12 protein-coding genes are annotated in these 15,940 nt (G+C 73.9%); 3 read left to right on the top strand and 9 right to left on the bottom strand.

The window, feature by feature from the left end; translation table 11 throughout:
• Window positions 1-12: 12 nt before the first annotated feature.
• On the bottom strand, window positions 13-1,458 hold the full coding sequence (locus ABTY04_RS09745; protein WP_352212809.1) for a glycosyltransferase 87 family protein: 1,446 nt from the start codon (window positions 1,456-1,458) through the stop codon (window positions 13-15).
• Between the two features lie 113 nt (window positions 1,459-1,571).
• Here ABTY04_RS09745 and ABTY04_RS09740 point away from each other — a divergent pair, with 113 nt between their 5' ends.
• A complete protein-coding gene (locus tag ABTY04_RS09740) occupies window positions 1,572-2,714 on the top strand; it encodes a molybdopterin-dependent oxidoreductase (protein WP_352212808.1) in 1,143 nt (380 codons plus the stop codon).
• Window positions 2,714-3,118: a hypothetical protein gene (locus ABTY04_RS09735; protein ID WP_352212807.1), complete on the top strand. Its 405-nt coding sequence runs from the start codon at window positions 2,714-2,716 to the stop codon at window positions 3,116-3,118. Before ABTY04_RS09740 ends, ABTY04_RS09735 begins: the two co-directional genes overlap by 1 nt.
• A 67-nt stretch (window positions 3,119-3,185) precedes the next feature.
• Here the strand turns inward: ABTY04_RS09735 and ABTY04_RS09730 are convergent, their stop codons facing one another.
• The 5 genes from ABTY04_RS09730 to ABTY04_RS09710 all read right to left on the bottom strand — a co-directional run bounded on the left by ABTY04_RS09730 (window position 3,186) and on the right by ABTY04_RS09710 (window position 7,826).
• Window positions 3,186-3,842 carry a class I SAM-dependent methyltransferase gene (locus ABTY04_RS09730; RefSeq protein WP_352212806.1) on the bottom strand — a complete coding sequence of 219 codons (657 nt, stop codon included), beginning with the start codon at window positions 3,840-3,842 and terminating at the stop codon, window positions 3,186-3,188.
• Window positions 3,839-4,459 carry a TIGR04282 family arsenosugar biosynthesis glycosyltransferase gene (locus ABTY04_RS09725; RefSeq protein WP_352212805.1) on the bottom strand — a complete coding sequence of 207 codons (621 nt, stop codon included), beginning with the start codon at window positions 4,457-4,459 and terminating at the stop codon, window positions 3,839-3,841. Before ABTY04_RS09725 ends, ABTY04_RS09730 begins: the two co-directional genes overlap by 4 nt.
• Entirely contained in the window at window positions 4,456-5,172 is a 717-nt protein-coding gene (locus ABTY04_RS09720) for a glycosyltransferase family 2 protein (RefSeq protein WP_352212804.1), read from the bottom strand. The genes ABTY04_RS09725 and ABTY04_RS09720 overlap by 4 nt, the downstream gene beginning before the upstream one ends.
• Before the next feature lie 366 nt (window positions 5,173-5,538).
• Window positions 5,539-6,576, bottom strand: a complete 1,038-nt coding sequence (locus ABTY04_RS09715) for an NAD-dependent epimerase/dehydratase family protein (protein ID WP_352212803.1) — start codon at window positions 6,574-6,576, stop codon at window positions 5,539-5,541.
• 149 nt (window positions 6,577-6,725) lie between these two features.
• Window positions 6,726-7,826 (bottom strand): sulfite oxidase, encoded by a 1,101-nt coding sequence (locus ABTY04_RS09710; protein WP_352212802.1) that lies wholly within the window; start codon window positions 7,824-7,826, stop codon window positions 6,726-6,728.
• Between the two features lie 156 nt (window positions 7,827-7,982).
• On the opposite strand from ABTY04_RS09710, the gene ABTY04_RS09705 reads away from it, so the two are divergent.
• Complete coding sequence (locus ABTY04_RS09705; RefSeq protein ID WP_352212801.1) at window positions 7,983-8,561, top strand: GNAT family N-acetyltransferase; 579 nt, start codon at window positions 7,983-7,985, stop codon at window positions 8,559-8,561.
• Window positions 8,562-8,825: 264 nt separating this feature from the next.
• Here ABTY04_RS09705 and ABTY04_RS09700 read toward each other — a convergent pair whose 3' ends face one another.
• The 3 genes from ABTY04_RS09700 to ABTY04_RS09690 all read right to left on the bottom strand — a co-directional run bounded on the left by ABTY04_RS09700 (window position 8,826) and on the right by ABTY04_RS09690 (window position 15,812).
• Entirely contained in the window at window positions 8,826-10,094 is a 1,269-nt protein-coding gene (locus ABTY04_RS09700) for a YhgE/Pip domain-containing protein (RefSeq protein ID WP_352212800.1), read from the bottom strand.
• Window positions 10,095-10,282: 188 nt separating this feature from the next.
• The gene (locus tag ABTY04_RS09695) at window positions 10,283-11,044 is read right to left on the bottom strand and encodes a CAP domain-containing protein (protein ID WP_352212799.1); all 762 of its coding nucleotides are present in this window, start codon (window positions 11,042-11,044) and stop codon (window positions 10,283-10,285) included.
• 529 nt (window positions 11,045-11,573) lie between these two features.
• The gene (locus tag ABTY04_RS09690; protein ID WP_352212798.1) at window positions 11,574-15,812 is read right to left on the bottom strand and encodes a bifunctional nitrate reductase/sulfite reductase flavoprotein subunit alpha; all 4,239 of its coding nucleotides are present in this window, start codon (window positions 15,810-15,812) and stop codon (window positions 11,574-11,576) included.
• Window positions 15,813-15,940 lie beyond the last annotated feature (128 nt).

Below are 15,940 nucleotides of genomic sequence, written 5' to 3'. Positions count from 1 at the left end.
CGGGCCGTCCGCTCACACGGGACCGGGGCCTCCACCGGTGTGCGCCGCCGTCGTGCGCCGCCCGGCGCCCGGGCCCGGTGCCTTCGCGCGGGTCACTGCCCGCCGACGCCGGACGGCCGAGGCCACGAGCACCAGGAGGACCGCGATCCCGTATGCGGTCGCGCCCAGTGCCGCCTGGTAGCGGAGGACCGGGCCGAGGACGTACACGGCCGCGCCCGCGAGGGCGACACCCAGCCATTCCCAGCGTCCGTCGAGCGCCACGAGCGCGATCAGAAGCAGGGCGTACCAGGAGTAGCCGGGCGTGAGGAGGGCGAAGGCCCAGCCGGTGACCAGGAGCGCGCCGCTCCACGGGCGTTGGGGGTCGCCGCGCCGCATCACGTACAGGGACACGCCCGCCATGGCGGCGACGAGCACCGGGAACGCCCAGCTGTCGGGCAGGACGAGGCGCAGCAGCGCGTAGCGGGAGCCGGCGGAGGGGTCGTCGTAGCCCTCCTCGTCCACGTAGCCGCCGAGGTAGCCGAAGACGGAGTCGTGCGAGAGCAGGACGTACGGGAGGTAGGCGAGCACGGTGAACGCCGCGGCGGGCACCAGCACGGCAGCCGCGTCGCGGACCCGGCGCACCCCGGACAGCGCGCCGGGCAGGACGATCGCGGGCATGAGCTTGGTGGCGACGGCGGCGCCCAGGACCAGGCCTCCCACCGCCCGGCGGCCGGGGCCGTGCGCCGCGACGAGCCCGAGGCCGATCACGGCGAACAGCACGCCCAGAACGTCCACGTGCGCGTTGTTCACGGCCTCGACCGGCACGGCCGGGCACCAGGCCCAGTAGGCCGCTGTACGGAGGTCCCGGCCCCGGCGGCGCAGGACCAGCAGGAGCGCACCGGCCGTGCCGAGGGACAACAGGCCGGCGCCCACCTGGAGCGGCTTGTGCCGGGCCCCCTCCGGGGAGAGCCGGTCGACCGCCAGGAAGTACGCCTCCGCGACGGGCGGGTAGATCGTGTGCACGGCAGGCCGGTTGATCCGGGTGCAGTGCGCGACGGTCCCGCCGCCGGGGATGCGCGCCCGGTCCGGGCCCGCGCAGGCGGCCCCCGTGGGGAAGAGCCACGGGTCCCGCAACCGGGCCGGCCCCGGGTCCTGCGGGGCGTGGTCGTAGGGGGAGATGCCGGCCGACTGGACCCGGCCGTCCCAGGCGTAGCGGTACGAGTCGGTGCTGGTCCGGGGAGGCGCCACCAGCCCCGTCACGGTGACGGCGACCGCCCCGGCCAGGAGCAGGGGCACGACGTGGGCGGCCGGAACCCGGCGCAGGGCGAGCAGCGCGCAGGCGAACAACGCCCAGCAGGCCGCGTACCCCCGCAGCAGCCCTGCGGGGTCCGTGAAGTAGCCGTCGTACCGGACGGTCAGGACGAGGGCGGCGGTCAGGGCGGCGAGGGCCGTGGCGGTGAGGACGGTGCGCGGGTTCACCTCCGCAGCCTTCCAGGAACGGGCCCCCGCATGCGGTCCGGAAACCCGCACGTCCGCATTCCGTAAGGTGTTCCACCCGCCCACACGGGCACTGCCGGGGGTGTCATGGGGCCATGCGCTTCACTCCGCCCCAAGACCCGCCGATCACCTTCAAGGCCCGGCTGCACGACGCCCGCACCGCGACGGTGATCGGCCGCGTGCTCGGGCTCGCCATCGTCGTCTGTTTCACCACCGGCGTGCTCAGCCACTACCTCCAGCACCCGTCGGCCTGGCTCGCCGACCGGCTGCCGAGCCGCCCCTACTGGGGCTACCGGCTCTCCCAGGGCCTGCACGTGGCCTCCGGCATCGCCGCGATCCCGCTGCTCCTGGCCAAGCTGTGGGCGGTCTACCCGCGGCTCTTCGCGTGGCCGCCGGTGCGGTCCGTCCGGCACGCACTGGAACGCCTCTCGGTGGCCGTGCTCGTCGCCGCCGGGATCTTCGAGCTGTTCACCGGACTGCTGAACACCTTCCAGTGGTACCCCTGGCCGTTCAACTTCGTGCCCGTGCACTACGCCGTCGCCTGGCTCCTGCTGGGCGCGATGCTCCTCCACATCGCCGTCCAATGGCCGCACATACGCGACCACTTCACCCGCCGCTCGCCCGGCACCCTGGCCCTTCCCGCAGCCGACGGACCGGACCGCAGGCAGCTGCTGGCGGCCGTCGCGGCAGGGGTCGGCGCGGTCACGCTGACCACGGCCGGGCAGTCCGTCACCGCACTGGGTCCGCTGGACCTGTTCGCCCCGCGCAGCCCGGCTCACGGACCGCAGGGACCGCCCGTGAACCGCACGGCCGCCGCGGCACGCGTCACCGAGGCGTCCTTGGCCGACTGGCGGCTGACCGTTGCCGGGCCGCGCCCGTACGCCCTCACCCTGGAGGAACTGCGCGCACTCCCACAGCACGAGGTGACCCTGCCCATCGCCTGCGTCGAGGGCTGGAGCAAGTCCGCCCGGTGGACGGGAGTACGGGTACGGGACCTGCTGGAACGCGCCGGAGGAGGACCGGGCGCGCACTGCCGGGTGGTGTCGCTGGAAGCGTTCGGCGCGTACCGGGTGATGGAGCTGGGCCGCCTGTACGCGCAGGACCCGCGCACCCTGCTGGCGCTGCGCCTGAACGGCGAGGTGCTGTCCCTGGACCACGGCCACCCGGCGCGGATCATCGCCCCGAACCGGCCGGGCGTGCTCCAGACCAAGTGGGTCGGCCGACTGGAGGTGGCGTGATGGCGTACCGGTACGTACTGGGGGGCCTCGGCCTGACGGTGATGGCCTTCGGCGGCTCCCTGCTGCTGCAGCAGCCCGAGCCGGCGCGGATCGCGCTGTGGCTCGCGGGCGGAGTCCTCGTACACGACGGGCTCATCGCACCGCTGGTGCTCGCCATCGGCGCACTCGCCGCGGCGACGGGCCTGCACCTGCGCGGGGTCCCGCGCGCCGCGCTGGTCGTCGCGGGCTCGCTGACGGCGATCGCCCTGCCGCCGCTCCTGCGCCCGGACGGCGTGGCCAACGCGACGGTGCTGCCGCTGGACTACCTGCGGAACTGGCTGCTGGCGATGACGGCGGTCGCCGTGATCACGGCCGGGTACCTCGGAGCACGCGCATGCGTGCGCGGGGCGGCCCGGCGGCGCTGAGCAGCGGAGACAGCGGAGGGGGCTGACGCCGGACCGGCGTCAGCCCCCTTTTTTCTGTGTCGCCCCGTCAGCGCTGCAGGCCCACGAAACTGCGGCCCGCCGCCTGCCAGGGCACCGACCGGGTCCAGCCGGCGTCCGCGGCTTCGGCGCACAGCGCGCGGGTGCCGAGGCGGGCCCACCAGAAGGGCGCCCCGCGGCCGCCGCGGCCGTCGTCGACGTGCACCTCGACGCGCTCGTCGACATCGGCGGTGGCCACCTCGACCAGCAGGGAACCACCCGGTGCGGCGAGCCGGGCGGCGCGGCGCAGCAGGGCGGCCGGGTCGCCGCCGATGCCGATGTTGCCGTCGATGAGCAGGACCGTGCTCCAGCGGCCTTCGCCGGGCAGCGGATCGAAGACCGACCGGCACAGGGCGCTGCCGCCGGCCCGCATCGTCAGGGCCACCGCCTCGGGGGTGACGTCCACGCCGAGCGCCCGGTGCCCGCGTGCGGCGAGGGAGGCGACGAGGCGCCCCGGGCCGCAGCCGATGTCCAGGACGGACCCCGTGCAGCGGGCCAGGACGGTCGCGTCGGCCTCGTCGGGCTCGGCGCACCAGCGCTCCACGTCCAGCGGCAGCAGCCAGCCGTCCGAGCGCCGCAGGTAGAGCGGCCCCTGGCCGGTGCGCAGCGCGTCGGCGTAGGGATCGGCCCGCCAGGCCAGGGCCGGTTCGGTGAGCTGGGCGGTCATCCGGTCACCGCGCAGAGCCCGGAGTGCAGGGCGGCGAAGCGGGTGCCGGGCGCCGCGGCCGCGACCCGCTCCGCGTCGGCAGGGGTGTCCACGTCGCACAGCTCGGGCAGGTCCCGTACCACCCGCCCGGAAGCGGTCAGCCGGCTGCGCTGCGCCTCGCCCGTGACGGGCAGGGACATGGGGACGCCGAGGAGCAGGGCAGGGTCGGGCTCGGCCAGGCCGAGCGCCCAGAACCCGCCGTCGTCGGCGGGGCCGAACCAGGCGTCCGTCCCGCTGAAGTCGAGGCCCCGCGCCAGGAGTTCCCGGGTGACCTGGGGCGTGTCCATGCCGACGAGCAGGGCCGGTCCGTCGGCCTGGGCGAAGGCCGCCGCCAGCCGGACGTCGAGCCCGCCCGCGCACTGCGGGACGACCTCGATGCCGGCGGGCAGCCAGGGACCGGGCTGCCCGTCGAGGACCAGGACACGCCGCCGGGCCGGGGTGGCGAGTACCGCGTCGAGGGTGTCCTGGAGCGCGGCGCGGGCCAGGACCGCGGCCTGCTCGGGTGTGAAGTGGGGGGTGAGGCGGGTCTTGACCCGTCCTGCGACGGGGGACTTGGCGATGACGAGGAGGGTGCTCATGCGCGGACCCCCTCGGTCGGGGCGGTCCGGCTGCCCGGCGGTTCGGCGAGCACCTTGCGCATGTCCCGCACGGCGTGCCAGGTGCCCCGCCAGGTGCCGGTGACCTTGGACTTCCCGGAGCGGGGCAGGTACGGGACGTCCGTCTCGGCCACCCGCCAGCCGGCGTCGGCGGCACGTACGACCATCTGGAGCGGGTAGCCGCTGCGCCGGTCGGTCAGCTCCAGGCCGAGCAGGGCCTCGCGGCGCGCGACCCGCATCGGTCCCAGGTCGTGCAGCCGCAGTCCGGTGCGGCTCCGCAGCATCCGCGCCAGCGCGAGGTTCCCGGCGCGGGCGTGCGCGGGCCATGCGCCGCGCCCCTGCGGGCGGCGCCGGCCGAGCAGCAGATCGGCCTCCCCGGCGGCGACCCGCGCGGCCATGGGGGCGAGCAGCCCGGGGTCCATGGAGGCGTCGCAGTCGCAGAAGCACACGAGGTCGGCGCGCGCCGCGAGGAGCCCGGCGTGGCAGGCGGCACCGAAACCGCGCCGGCTCTCGTGCACGACGGTGGCGCCGAGGCTCCGGGCGATGTCCGCCGAGCCGTCGGTGGACCCGTTGTCGACGACGATGGCCCGCCACCCGGCCGGTACCCGGGCCAACACCCAGGGGAGCGCCTCCGCCTCGTCGAGGCACGGCAGTACGAGGTCCGCGCGGGGCGGAGTACAAGCAGATGAAGTCACCCTCCACACCGTAGGAACCAGGTACGGGGAAAAGTGGTTTCGAGACCTTACGAAACGCGGACGCCATCCTGGGTGGACGCACCATCCGGCGTCCCCGCGCCCCCGCGCGCGCCGACCACCCCGAGCCACCGCCCTGGCGGACCGCAGGGCGGGGCGGCCGCCGGGGCGCGGGGGCGCCGGGCCCGGGCAGGCCGGGCGGGAGGCTCGGGCCGGGCAGGGCGCACCGAGCCGGCTCGTGCGGGAACCGCCCGGGCACGTGCAGGCCGCCCCGGCGGGCCAGGCCAGGCCCGGCCGGGGACGCCGACGGGGTCAGGGTGAGGGGGCGCCCGGATCCGGCCCTGGGGGACCGGCGTGGACGTGACGGGCCTATGGGCGTCCGACGAGTCCGCTCTCCCGCGGAGTCCGGGCGTCCGCCCCGGCCGCCAGTTCGGCCATGCCCACGGCGAACGGCACCACCGGGAGCCAGCCCAGTTCGCGGCGCAGGCGCGCCGAGTCGGCGGTGATGTGCCGTACGTCGCCCAGCCGGTACTCGCCGGTGACGACCGGGTCCGGGCCCGCGCACGCGGCGGCCAGCGCCGCGGCCATGTCGCCGACGGTCCGGGGATCACCGCTGCCCACGTTGTACGCGGCGAAGCCCGTGGTCCCCGCCGTTCCCGTCAGGGCCTCCAGCGCCACCACGTTGGCCGCGGCCACGTCCCGCACGTGGACGAAGTCCCGGCGCTGGCCGCCGTCCTCGAAGACGTGCGGCGCCTCGCCCCGCGCGAGCGCGGACCGGAACAGCGCGGCCACCCCCGCGTACGGCGTGTCGCGGGGCATCCCCGGCCCGTAGACGTTGTGGTAGCGCAGCGAGAGGACGCGCCCGCCGGTGGCCCGGGCCCACGAGGCCGCCAGGTGTTCCTGGGCGAGCTTGGTGGTGGCGTAGACGTTCCTGGGGTCCATCGGCGCGTCCTCCGAGACCAGCCCGGGGGCGAGGTCGGCGCCGCAGTCCGGGCAGCGCGGCTCGAACCGGCCGGCGGCCAGATCGGCCTCGGCGCGCGGGCCGGGCCGGACCACACCGTGCGCGGGGCACTCGTAGCGGCCCTCGCCGTAGACGACCATCGACCCGGCGAGCAGCAGGCGCCGCACGCCCGCCTGCGCCATCTCGGCCAACAGCACCGCGGTGCCCAGGTCGTTGGCCGACACGTAGCCGGGCGCGTCCCCGAAGTCCTTGCCCAGGCCGACCTTGGCCGCTTGGTGGCAGACCGCCTCCACTCCTGCCAGCGCCTCCCGTACGGCCACCGGATCCCGTACGTCCCGTCCGTCCTCCGCCAGGTCGAAGACCACCGGCTCGTGCCCGCGGCCGATCAGCTCGTCGACGATGTGCGAGCCGATGAAGCCCGCTCCTCCAGTCACAAGTACACGCATGTCCCGAAGCTATGCCGTGGGCGGCCCGCCGACGCGTTGGGCGGGCCGCACGTCACGGATCCGTAAGACGGATCCGCACGGAGAAGAGGGACGGAACGACCCTCCAGGCACTCCGCACGGGCGCCGACGAGCAGGTCAGCGGTCAGCGGTCAGCAGCACAGGACGGGGACCCGCTGGACGGCGTTGTTGCCGAAGCCGCCACGGTTCCACGGCTGATCGGGGGGCTGGGTGCGGCCCGTGGCGTCCGTGGCCCTGACCGCCAGCGTGTGGCTGCCCGGGGTGGCCGTCCACTGCGCGCGCCAGGCCTGCCAGGCCCCCGGGTGGGTGCCGGGCGGGGTGACCTCGGCGTCGGCCCACGTCAGACCGCCGTCGGGGCTGAACTCCACCCGTACGACCGGCCCGTACCCCGACCAGGCGCGCCCCTCCAGCCGTACGGGCCCGGGGTGCACGACCCGCGTGCGGGACATGAAGTCCGGGAATCCCGGCGGGACGAGCAGGGCGCGCGGCGCGATCCGGGTGACCGGTTCGCCGGGCTCGTCCGGGGTGTGCCGGAAGCGGTAGGCGACCGACTGCTGGAAGCCGGTGAACGGGCGGTCGACGAGAGAGATGTCGCGCAGCCATTTCACGTGGGCCATGCCGTACCAGCCGGGCACGACCAGCCGCAGCGGGTACCCGTGCTGCGGCGGCAGGGGCCGGCCGTTCATGGTGTGGGCGATCAGGACGTCCTCGCCGGCCGGCAGCGCCAGGCTGCGCCGGTAGTCCTGCTCGACGCCCCGCTCCACGCCGTGGTCGGCGCCGGTGAACACGGCCTCGACGGCTTCGGGCCGTACGCCGGCAGCGTCGAGCACCGCGCGCAGGGGTACGCCCGTCCAGTCGGCGGTGCCCACGGCCTCGACCAGCCAGGGCTGGCTCACGGGCCTGGGCGAGAGCCGGGCCCGGCCGTTTCCCGCGCACTCCATCGTGACCCTGCAGGTGACGGACGGGAGTGCGCGCAGGGCCGCCAGGTCCAGGCTGAGCGGCGTGCGCACGTGCCCCCCGACGGACAGCCGCCACACCGCGCCGTCCGCTTCGGGTATGTCGTAGTGGACCAGTACGTAGTGCAGCCCGGGCGGCGTGACCTCGTAGCGCAGCGCCTCCAGCGGCAGCCCGTGGTTGCGGGCCGCGAGCGCCAGCTCGTCCGCGCCGATGCCCTCACCGGCATCCGCGACGCGGCCGGGGGCGCTGACGTCGTTCAGCGACGGCGGCTCCATACCCCCATGGTCGCGTACGGCGCCCGGCCCGGCACGTCATGGGCGGTTTCGGCCGGTGCGGAGCAGCGTGCCCGTCACGGGGACACGGCGATGCGGCGCACGGGCCCCGCCGGTAATCCGGTCGACGCCCTGATCCGGATGGCGTTGGCTGGCCGCATGACCGAGCTGCGCACCGACCGTCTCCTGCTCCGCCGGTGGCGGGAGTCCGACCTCGAACCGTGGGCGGCATTGAACGCCGATCCCGAAGTCCGGGAACACCTGGGGGAGCTGCTGACACGTGAGCAGAGCGATGCCGCGGCGGCGCTCATGCAGGCCGACTTCGACCGGCGGGGGTTCGGATGGTGGGCGCTGGAAGCGCGGGAGACCGGCGAGTTCATCGGCCGCGTCGGACTGGACGAGGTCGATGGGGACCTGCCGTTCGCGGGGGTGGACATCGGGTGGCGGCTGGTGCGTCCGGCGTGGGGCCGCGGCTATGCCACCGAGGCGGCCCTGGCTTGCCTGGCCTTCGGCTTCGAGGTCCTCGGGCTGCCGGAGATCGTCGCGTCGACGACCGCCGGCAACGTTCGTTCCCAGGCGGTGATGCGCCGGATCGGCATGACCCGGGACGCGGCCGACGACTTCGTGGATCCCAGCGTGCCCGAAGGGCCGCTTCGCCGGTGTGTGCTGTACCGGATCGGCGCGGAGAGGTTCGCGGCGGACACGGAGGCAGCCGAGGCCGCAGCCGAGGCCGGCTGACCCGTCTGCCCGGGCGCGTCCGGCATATCCGTACATCCGGCGCATCCGGCGCATCCGGTCCATCATGGAGGGGCGGCCGGACCGTCGTACGGCCGCTCCGCGTACCGGGGCGCGTGCGCCGGCCGGGAGGTGATCCGATGGACATGGACGACTCGCGCAGGGCCTGGGCCACGATGATCGGCGTCCTCGCCGTGATCCTCGCCAACCTCACGGCGATCATCCTGATGAACACCGTCGGAAAGTGAACCGCACTGGTTCACGGGCTCAGGCGGGCTGCGGGGTGAGGCGCTTGAGGCCCTTGCGGTCGTAGTACGTGGTCATGGCGAAGCCGAACAGCAGGGCGAGGACGGTGCCGATCGCGATCATGACCCAGGAGCGGGCGAGTCCCGCATCGCCGCGGGCGCTGAAGTAGAGGATGGCGCGCACCCCGTCGCTGAGCTGCCGCATGGGCTCGAAGTGGGACAGGAAGCGGTAGAAGCCCGGGACGGCCTGGAGCGGCACGGTTGCGCCCGACGAGGGCAGGCCGAGGACGATGAACACGAACATCGACACCAGCTGGCCGATCCCGCCGAACGCCGCGTTGATGGCCTGCACGCCCAGGCCGACGGCGAGCGCCGCGCAGTAGGAGTAGAACCACAGCAGGGGCAGGTGGGACGCGTCCATGCCCAGGACGGCAACGCAGGCGACGAGCACCAGCGAGACGCTGAGCAGCGTGATCCCCGCGGTCATCGCCATCTTCAGCAGGAGCGTCTGTGTGCGGCTGATCGGCACCGTCGGGCGGCGGGTGTGCCAGGGGCCGATCTCGTTGTCCGCGTAGCCGAGGGCGGTGTCGACGCCGTTGCTGATGACGTTGCCGCCCATGAACCCGGCCAGCACGAGCAGCAGGGTGTAGTAGAAGGCGGTCAGGCCGAGACCGCTGTCGGCGCCGATCGGGTGGCCGACCTGGGTGACGACGTTCACCGGGTCCGCGAGCAGCAGCTTCACGGCGGGGCTCGCCTGCGGACCGGCCGCTGCCGTGAGCCGTCCGCCGATGCTCTGGGACGCCTGGTGCGCGGCCTTGGTCGTGGTCTGACTCGCGAGGGAGGAGCCGAGGCTGCCCTTGCCCGGGTTGGTGAGCACCAGGAGCGTCGGCTGCCGGGTGGCCCCCGGTGTGGTGAGGGCGGTGACGGTGTCCGTGAAGTCTGCCGGGACGACCAGGGCCCCGTAGACCTTGCCGGAGTCGAGCTGCTGCTGGGCCTGGGCCCGGGTGAGCACGCGCCAGTCGGCCTTGCCGCCCCCGGTGTCGGCGGCGATGGCGGTCGTGACCTGGGCACCCAGGTTCTCCCTCTGCCCGGCCGGCGGCCTGCCGGTGTCGTCGTTGACGAGGGCGATGGGCAGATCGCGCAGGTCCCGGTTGGGGTTGACGATGCCACCCATGTACAGCAGGGACAGCAGCAGGGCGAGCAGCCCCGTGAGGACCGTGGGCACCAGCCACAGCCGGGGGTGGCGCAGCAGCGTCGCGGCAGTGGCCTGAGGGGCGGCGGGCTCGGCCATGGTTCTCCATGGGTTCCGGGCGCGGCCGTGCGAGGGCCGCACAGCGGGCGGGAACGGCCGAACGGGGTGAGGGCGTGCCGACCGTACGAGAGGTCAGCATGAGGCCCGCACCGGCTCGGGCCCTCGCACGCCTCGCGCTCCTCCCCCCGTTGCAGTACGGGGACCGCACCGCGCCGCGCCCGGTGGCGTCAGCGGGCCGCGCCGAAGTCCTGCGTCCAGTAGGAGCCCGGCTGTGCGAGGCCGACGCCGATCTCCTTGAACGAGCAGTTGAGGATGTTCTCCCTGTGCCCGGGGCTGTTCATCCAGCCGGTCATGACCTGCTCGGGCGTGCTGTAGCCGTAGGCGACGTTCTCGCCGTAGGTCATCCAGGTGTAGCCGGACCGGGTGATGCGCTGGCCCGGGTCCGAACCGTCGGAGCCGGTGTGCGACATGTTGGCGTGCGCGGCCATGTCCTTGCTGTGGTTCAGCGCTGCAGTCGTCAGCTTCGCGTTGACGGTGAGGGCCGGGCACCCGACCTTGGCGCGCTCCTGGTTGACGAGGGCCACCACTTCGGCCGCCGGGCCGGAGGGCGCGGTGCTCGGGGGCGTCGGGTTCGCCGAGGTGACCGGAGTCTTCGGCCGGGCCGGGGCCGGCTGCGCGGGCTTTGCCGTCGCGGAGGGCTTGGCCGCTGCCGTCGTCGGCGCCGTCGTCTGCGGAATCGGGGTGGTCTCCCCAGCCGGCGTGGCGGTCCCGATCGGCGTGTCCGTCGGTCCCGACTGGATCTGGATCGACTCGCTGGGGGAGGGGGCGATGTGGGAGTGGTGCATCGTGTGCTTCCCAGAGGCCCTCGCCGAGCCCGCCTCCTGGGAGTGCAGGCATGCCATGGCGGCCGTGGGTATCCCCACGATGCCGAGGGTGACTGCGGCGATCGATATCTTCTTGTACTGCGTTCTCTTGCGGTGCTTGTGCATGCGTGACCTCACGTGGTTTCTGCGATGCGTCCTGCGCCTGAGCTGCTGGAGCGCCGGGGCCGCCATTCTTAGAAGCCCCGGAAGGGGCTGGCAAGTCTCGCCGCCGGTCCACGCGGCAGCGCCGGACACCGGGCTTGAAATGGGAGGACAGCCGTGCTGGCCGTGAGGCCGCCGGCCCGCACGGACGGATGACGTCCCCTCAGGCGAGCCTGTGACGTGGAAAGATGCCGCAGATCGCCCCGGTCCCCGAATTACCTATTTCGGCGAAGAGGGGGAATGTCGATTCCAATGGGACAAATATCGATATGTCGGTGAGGCGCGAGTGGACGTAATGCTTCCGTGATCCCTCGGGCCACCGTGATGCATGTCACTGTTTCGGGCGGGAACCGGCCGCCGTCCGCACGGTGCTGCTCGGGCTTGGGTTCGGGCTCGGGCTCGGACTCGGGCGGGCGCGGGGAGCGTGGGCGCGGGGCCGGCGCCGAGTGGCGTGCCGTCGGACCCGGCCCCCGTCACCGGTGCCCTCCGGGCGTCAGTACACGTCGCGGCCGTACCGCCGGTCGGCGGCGAGCTGCTTCAGATATGCGGCGGCCTCGTCCTCGTCCAGGCCGCCGTGAGCCATGGCCGTGCTGCGCAGCGCCCGGTCCACGTCCTTGGCCATCCGGCTCGCGTCGCCGCACACGTAGAAATGGGCGCCGTCCTGGAGCCAGGACCACAACTGGGCGCCGTGTTCGCGCATCCGGTCCTGGACGTAGACCTTGGACCGCTGGTCACGGGAGAACGCCAGGTCGAGGCGGCTGAGCGTGCCGTGCCGGTGGAGCTCCTCCAGCTCCTCGCGGTAGTAGAAGTCGGTGGCACGGCGCTGTTCGCCGAAGAACAGCCAGTTGCCGCCCCGGTGGCCGAGGGCGCGGCGGTGTTCGAGGAAGGCCATGAACGGGGCGATGCCGGTGCCCGGGCCGATCATCACGGCCGGGGTGTCCGGGTCGGCGGGCGGCCGGAAGTGTGCCGAGCGCTGCACGAACAGCGGTACGGGGCTGCCCGGTTCGGCGTCGGCGAGGAAGGTGGACGCGACGCCTTTGCGGGGGTGGCGGCCCGGACCCTCGTACCGCAGGACCGAGACGGTCAGGCTGACCTCGCGCGGGTTGACGAGGGGGCTGGAGGAGATGGAGTAGAGGCGCGGCTGGAGACGTCTGAGGCGCTCGGCCCACTCCTGGGCACCGATGCGGACCGGGAACTCGGCGAGGATGTCCACCAGTTGCCGCCCCCAGGTCCAGCGGGAGAGGCCGTCCTTGTTGTCGGGGCGGGTCAACTGCCTGAGCGTGCGGTCGCCGGTGTGCTCGGTGACGAAGCGCAGGAGGTCGGGTGTGACGCGGGTGATGTCCAGGTGCCGGTGCAGTGCACGGGCGAAGGGCATGGGGCCGTGTCCGGGTACGGCGACCTCGGCGTCGGCCGGCAGGCCCGTCACGGCCAGCCATTCCGCCACCAGGTCGGGGCAGTTGGCCGGCTGGACGCCGAGGGCGTCCCCCGCCTCGTACGACGGGCCGTCCTCGCCCAGGTCGAAGGTGAACCGCCGGACCTCCTTGCCGGCGCCGGGCAGGCTCAGGAGCCGGTTGCCGGACAGCCGCGCGGGGTGGGGGGAGTCCTTGCCCGCCGCGGGCGAGGGCCGGGGCTTCGCGGCGGCCGCCACCGGGTCCGGGGCGGCGGCCAGGGCGTCCCGCAGCTGCTCCGTCCACCGGCCGGCGGCCTCCTCGTAGTCGGGCTCGCAGTCCACGCGGGGCAGGATGCGGCGGGCTCCGAGCTCTTCGAGACGCCGGTCGAGCCGGCGGCCGTGTCCGCAGAAGGCGTCGTAGCTGGAGTCTCCGAGCGCGAGCACCGCGAACCGGACGTCCTCCAGCCGCGGTGCGTCGGCCGCGCCGAGGGCCTCCCAGAACCCGGCGCCGTTGTCCGGTGCGTCGCCGTCGCCGAAGGTGCTCGTGACGACCAGCAGGTCCGTGCCGGGCGTGAGCGAGTCGGGGAGGCGCTCGGCCATGCTGTGCACGGCCGCGGGGAAGCCGCTCGCGGTGAGTTCGCTCCCGAGGGCGGCGGCGAGACTCTCGGCGTTCCCCGTCTGGGAGGCCCACAGGACCACCGTCCGCCGGGTCGGCGTGTCCGGTGCGGCGGTGGCGGCTGCCGGGGCGGCGGCGGTCGTCGCCGCGAGGGCGGTCGCGGTGCGCGAGTACGTGCCGGCGAGCACCCCGTCGACCCAGAGCGCGTGCCCGGCCTCGAAGGGGGCGCCCGCCGGCAGCAGCGGGACGTCCGTGCCGGGCGGGGAGGAGGCGAGCCCGGCCAGGAATCCGGCGAGGTACTGGCGCTCCCGGCCGGAGAGGGCGGGCGGCTCGTTCCCGTTCAGCCCGAACAGCGAGGCAAGGACGGTGACGGCGCCCGCCGTCGGGGCGGTCACGGGATGCGTCAGGGTCGTCGTGGTACTGCCCGGTCCGGTCCCGCCGGCCGAAGCGCCGCCGAGGCTGGCACCGGCACCGGCACCGGCACCGGCACCGGCACCGGCACCGGCACCGGCGGCGGGGCGGACCACGGGAATCGGAACCGGGACCCGTGTCCTGGTCAGCGTGACGGCACACATCTTGAACTCGGGCTGGAAGGAGAGGGGGTCGACGGCGTCGTTCGTGACGGCGTTGACACTGAGGTATTCGCCGAACAGGTCGTTCCAGTGGAACGGGGCGAAGCAGTTCCCGGGCCGGACCCGGTCGGTGACGACGGCCGGGAGCACGGCCCGCCCGCGCCGCGAGGCCACCTCCACCCCGTCGTCCTCCGCGATGCCCAGGGCGGCGGCGTCCTGCGGGTGGATCTCCACGAACGGTCCGGGGGCGAGCTTGTTCAGCTTCGCGACCTTGCCGGTCTTGGTCAGGGTGTGCCACTGGTGCTGTAGGCGGCCGGTGTTGAGGACGAACGGGTAGTCGTCGTCGGGGAGTTCGGCGGCCGGGAGGTGCGGGCGGGCGAAGAAGGACGCCCGCCCGGAGGGGGTAGGGAAGACCAGGCGCGGACGGCTGCCGTCCGGCCGCTCGGCCAGGGTCTGGCTGACGCCGTCGTTGAGGTAGCGGACCGGGTTGCGGTCCGGTCCGCCCGGCGCGGCCGGCCACTGCACCGGGCCGGTGCGCAGCCGCTCGTACGTGACACCCCGCAGGTCCCAGCCGGTTTTCGGGTTCCATGCCTGCCGCAGCTCCTCGAAGACCTCCTCGGCGCAGCTGTACGTGAACGCCTCCGCGAAGCCCATCTCGCATGCGACGCGGGCGATCAGCTGCCAGTCGGGCAGGGCCTGGCCGGGCGGGTCGGCGGCCCCCCGGACCAGGGTGAGGCTGCGCTCGGAATTGATCATCACACCGTCCGACTCGGCCCACAGGGTGGCGGGGAGCACGATGTCGGCGTAGGCGTTGGTCTCGGTCTCCGCGAACACGTCCTGTGTGATGACCAGTTCGGCGGTCTCCAGGGCCTTGATGACGGTGCTGCGGTTGGCCACGGAGGCAACCGGGTTGGTGCAGATGATCCAGCACGCCTTGATCTCGCCGGCCGTCATCTGCTCGAACATCTCGACGGTGCCGCGCCCGACGTCGGTGCGCAGGGTGCCGGCCGGCACGCCCCACAGCTCCTCGGTGAACCGCCGGTCCTCGTCGACGAGGACCGAGCGCTGACCGGGCAGTCCCGGCCCCATGTAGCCCATCTCGCGGCCGCCCATGGCGTTGGGCTGGCCGGTCAGGGAGAAGGGGCCGCTGCCGGGGCGGCATATCGCCCCGGTGGCCAGGTGCAGGTTGACCAGGGCGTTGGTGTTCCAGGTGCCGTGGGTGGACTGGTTGAGGCCCATGGTCCAGCAGCTCATCCACTCGCCCGCCTCCCCGATCCACCGGGCGGCCAGCCGGATGTCCGCCTCCGGTATGCCGGTGATCCCGGCGACCTTCGCGGGCGGGTAGTCCCGCAGGAAGGCGGGCATGTCCTCCCAGCCCTCTGTGTGCTCGGCGATGAAGGCCGGCTCGGTCCAGCCGCCCTCGACCAGCAGGTGCAGCAGGCCGTTGAGGAGGGCCAGGTCGGTGCCGGGCCGTATCTGCAGGAACAGGTCCGCCTTGTCGGCGGTGGCGTTGCGCCGGGGGTCGACGACGATCAGCTTCGCGCCGGACGCCTTGACCCGGTCCATCATCCGCAGGAAGAGGATGGGGTGGCAGTCGGCCATGTTGGCGCCGATGACGAAGAAGGTGTCGGCGCGCTCGAAGTCCTCGTACGATCCGGGCGGTCCGTCGGCGCCGAGCGAGAGCTTGTAGCCGCTGCCGGCGCTCGCCATGCACAGCCGGGAGTTCGACTCGATCCGGTGGGTGCGCAAGAACCCCTTGGCCAGCTTGTTGGCCAGGTACTGGGCCTCCAGGGACATCTGGCCGGAGACGTAGAGGGCGAGGGCGTCGGGGCCGTGTGCGTCGAGGACCGCCCGGAGGCGGTGGGCCGTTCGGGTGATGGCCGTGTCCACGTCCACGGCGGTGGGCTCGGCGCCCCGCTCGCCGCGCATCAGGGCGGTCCGGAGCCGGCCGGGCGCGGCCAGCATGTCCGCGTGGGTGGCGCCCTTGGTGCACAGCCGGCCGGCGTTGGCCGGGTGCTGTCTGTCGCCGCTGACCTTGGCCACCGTCCGGCGGCCGTCGCCGTCCCGGGCGATGTCCAGCACGACGCCGCAGCCGACGCCGCAGTAGGAGCAGACCGTCCGTATGTGTCCGGTCGCCGCTTCCGCCTCGGACACAGGAGACCCCCTCGGAGAACACCGGCCGATGCCCCAGATCCCCGGGCGCCGCGGCCGTGTGCAGGTCGATCCCGTGGGACCCAAGGTAGAAAGTCCCTGTTGCACGCATGTGACGGGCGGTGCCGCCC

The organism is Streptomyces sp. NPDC097981, assembly GCF_040302565.1.
GTDB lineage: Bacteria > Actinomycetota > Actinomycetes > Streptomycetales > Streptomycetaceae > Streptomyces.
The sequence above is the reverse complement of the archived record's forward strand: the minus strand, read 5'-3'. Positions and strand labels throughout refer to the sequence as shown.